Genomic DNA, 3,353 nt, shown 5'->3' with positions numbered 1-3,353 from the left:
TAAGCGATCATTGTGTATTATTTCTCTAAAAATATCACCGGGCAGTATTCTCTCAGGACAGTGTGCTAGATAAATGTCGTCTGGAATTTTGAAAGGGGTAAGTTTTTCCACAAGTGGTTTAACCACTTTTCTACATGTCATCGGTGGGACAGTGCTTTCTAATATGAGGAGATTTCCTTTTTGTAGATATGGGCATATAGATTCTATCGCTGATGTGACAGCAGAAAAGTCACAAACCTTTTTTAGAGGATCAACGGGAGTGGGCACCGCAATGACGAATACGTCTCCGTGAGTAGGCGAAGTGGTAGCTTTGAGATTGCTTTTAACGATGGGATCGGAAAGTAGAGCTTGGAGTTCCTTTTCGTTTAAAAGCAGAGTTCGTTCGTTTATTGCCTTGACAAGATTCTCATTGATATCAACCCCGACGACTTCATGGCCAGCTTGTGCCCACATTAGAGCTGCGGGTAGTCCTACATATCCTGTTCCGATTACGATGATTTTTTTCATTTGTGATGAGTCCATTTTAAATTCTTGTTTAGGATGTTGGGGATGAATGGATGGCGACAAAACTCTGGGGGCAGCTGGAATAATAAAACCGCATAGAAAACCCTATACTCTATTATGAGCATGCGAATGACCTCTGTAAATTATACCATTGCGCCGTTGACCCTTGAACTACCCACTCTTGGATTGTCTGTTCAACAGGATTATCTTTGTGTGATGCTATTATCATTTCTACATCGTTATTCTTCAACTTCTCATGCAACTTTACACTATTATGCACTATCTCTAACAACCGCTTTGGCACCAATTTTAGCACAGGTAAATCTGATGTCAACTGCGGCGACTTAACCTTATGATAATGATTTGATTTTGCTATCAGTGGGATCAGAAGTGAGCCTTTGTCAATTGTAAACACAATATCATTCCGATTATGATGCCCGCAACTCACACCCTTACTTCCTATTCTCGTCAGCATAAGAGTCTTACTTTTTAAGGGTCATTCTGCCTACAATGTGCACTTTGCTGGCCTAATTACTCAGCATTAGTGGCATAACCTTATAATGATACCTCAGTTGAAAAAATTGGTGCTGGACCTTAAAATTCATATGATTGAGCTGAAATACAAGCCATTTTGTTCCATTTCATATACACGTAATTTAAAGTATATTTTATAGTCGCTCAAGTTTAGCATAGGTTTAAGTGTTTTTCTGTTCCCTTAGAGAATTTAAACCTACATCCATTCCAACACAAGTAATAATTGATCTTTCGTGAACAACATTATACATTAATTTTTTTCTCATAGCAAACTCTTTCTCGGAAATGATAAAATTAGTGGGAATCCATTTTAATATTATGTTTTTAGTAATTAGATTCGCAGTATTACGTGCATGTGTGAGCTTGTGTCGTTAGATGAGGGTCTTTCATATCAAGATTTAATTGCTTTGCTTTGAATTCGTCTAAATTGAATACAATATCACAGTTTAACAAGGTGTTAAGGCGGTGAGAGATAATGATAATTGTCAGTTTGCCTTGAAATTTTCTTATGCTTTCCATGAATTCAGATTCAGTATGAACATCAAGTGCGCTTGTGGCCTCATCAAGAATGAGCATATTAGGTTTATGGTAAAGTGCTCTAGCAATTCCTATACGTTGACGCTGGCCTCCGGATAGTCTTATTCCTCTGTCACCTACTTGGGTGTTCCACTTTTCTGGCAAATTTTCTATAAAGCTCAATATCTGGGCTGCTTCAGCAGCACATCTTAAGTCTTCATAATTGATCTTATTACTCGGCACACCCAAAGCAATGTTTGCTGCTAGAGTGTCATCTAGAAGAAATATATCTTGAGGAACATAGCCTATACCTGAATGCCATCTATCTAACCCGAATTCATGGAGGGGCATACCGTCGACCATGATTTGACCTGAGGTAGGGGTTAGGAGACCTAAAATCAGATCAAGAAGTGTGGATTTACCACAGCCTGTTGGACCAACTATTCCAATCATTGAGTTTTTTTTGATTTTTAAATTAAGATTTTTGAAAACGAACGGGCTTTTTCTGTCGTAAGTGAATGATAGATCCTTGATTTCTAATTCCTTGTGCCAGTCCGCAACTTTAACGTTTTTTGTGATAGGTTTAGTGTTTGTCGTCTTGTGACATTGACTAATTTCTTCATAGATTTCATGAAGTGAGGCTATGTGAGCTTCTAAGTTGTTGAGCTGAGAATATAAGTATTGCAGCGCAGGCAGCATTCTATATCCAGCGAGGGCAATAACACCTAGGTTTGGTAATATTTCTGTGATGTTTTTCTGAATGGAGAAATTTAATATGACAACAAATATTATCGAACCAAAGGCTAGAGGTTCAATTAAAGTTTTGGGATAGTTGCTTAAGTATGTAATTTTGGGTTGCACTCTGGAATATTTTGAAGAGGCGTCGGCAAGTTTGCTAATTAGATATTCTCCCGCGGAGTGGATGATAATAGGTTTTATGCCAGTTATTATTTCATTTGCTAATTTATATATAGCGCGTAATGATTGGTTTGTCTCTTCAGATATGAGTCTTCTGCGATTTCTATTATATAGAAAAAAGACTAAATAATATAGGCAAAAAATAGTTGTCAGAATCAGCACAATGGTAGGATGAACCGCAAACATTGTGATTCCTAATAAGGCAATTAGTATGGCACGTGCTATGACGTCAAGCAAAGGTGAGAAGACATAAGAGACAAAGTAATTTACATCATAGACAATTTTCTTAACATACAAGCTAGGGCTTCTACGTATAAAATCTTGATAAGGCATGGAAATAATCTTTCTGATTAATATCAGCCGTAGATAGTGTCCGCATTCATGGATAACTTTGGCTTTTTTATGCTCCGCAAAAAAATTTACAATATTTGATATTATAATAGATATTACTACTAATATGCCGAAGCAAATGATTAGCTGATTTTGATCTTGTATATTAAGTGTATTTAGTAATATGGCCCCATACTTTGAGTTTAGTATTCGATTGGGGTCAGAAGCAACGGCGAGGAATGGAAATATCGAAATGACGCCAAAGACGTTAAATATCCCTTGTATTAAGGATATTAAAAAGAGCAAGATGACTTTTCTTTTACTGTATAGGCTAGCGAGATAGAATATTTCTTTAACCGCGGTTAAGGCTCTTTTGATTTGAGATTTCATCAAAATTTTTTTATCCTTCTATGGTGTTGATTTCGACGGGTTCGACTTGGATGGAGTGGGATTCGAGCCAGCGGATGGCTTGTTGTATGGTGGGGCGGTCGGCTTGAATTTCGAGGGCTATGATGCCGACTTGGGGTGTGACGCTGGCGTTGTGGATGCTG

General features: G+C 37.8%; 2 protein-coding genes. Both read right to left on the bottom strand.

The genetic code is table 11. From position 1 onward, the window contains the following. The coding region (locus NZM04_10880) for an NAD(P)-binding domain-containing protein (GenBank protein MCS7064519.1) at positions 1-507 on the bottom strand (507 nt) is incomplete at its 3' end. Positions 508-1,383: 876 nt separating this feature from the next. After that, positions 1,384-3,192 (bottom strand): ABC transporter ATP-binding protein/permease, encoded by a 1,809-nt coding sequence (locus NZM04_10875; GenBank protein ID MCS7064518.1) that lies wholly within the window; start codon positions 3,190-3,192, stop codon positions 1,384-1,386. Between the last annotated feature and the right edge of the window lie 161 nt (positions 3,193-3,353).

Source organism: Candidatus Methylacidiphilales bacterium (genome assembly GCA_025056655.1).
In the GTDB taxonomy this organism is placed as follows: domain Bacteria; phylum Verrucomicrobiota; class Verrucomicrobiia; order Methylacidiphilales; family JANWVL01; genus JANWVL01.
Note: the sequence above shows the minus strand (reverse complement) of the source record. Positions and strands in the feature narration are given on the sequence as shown.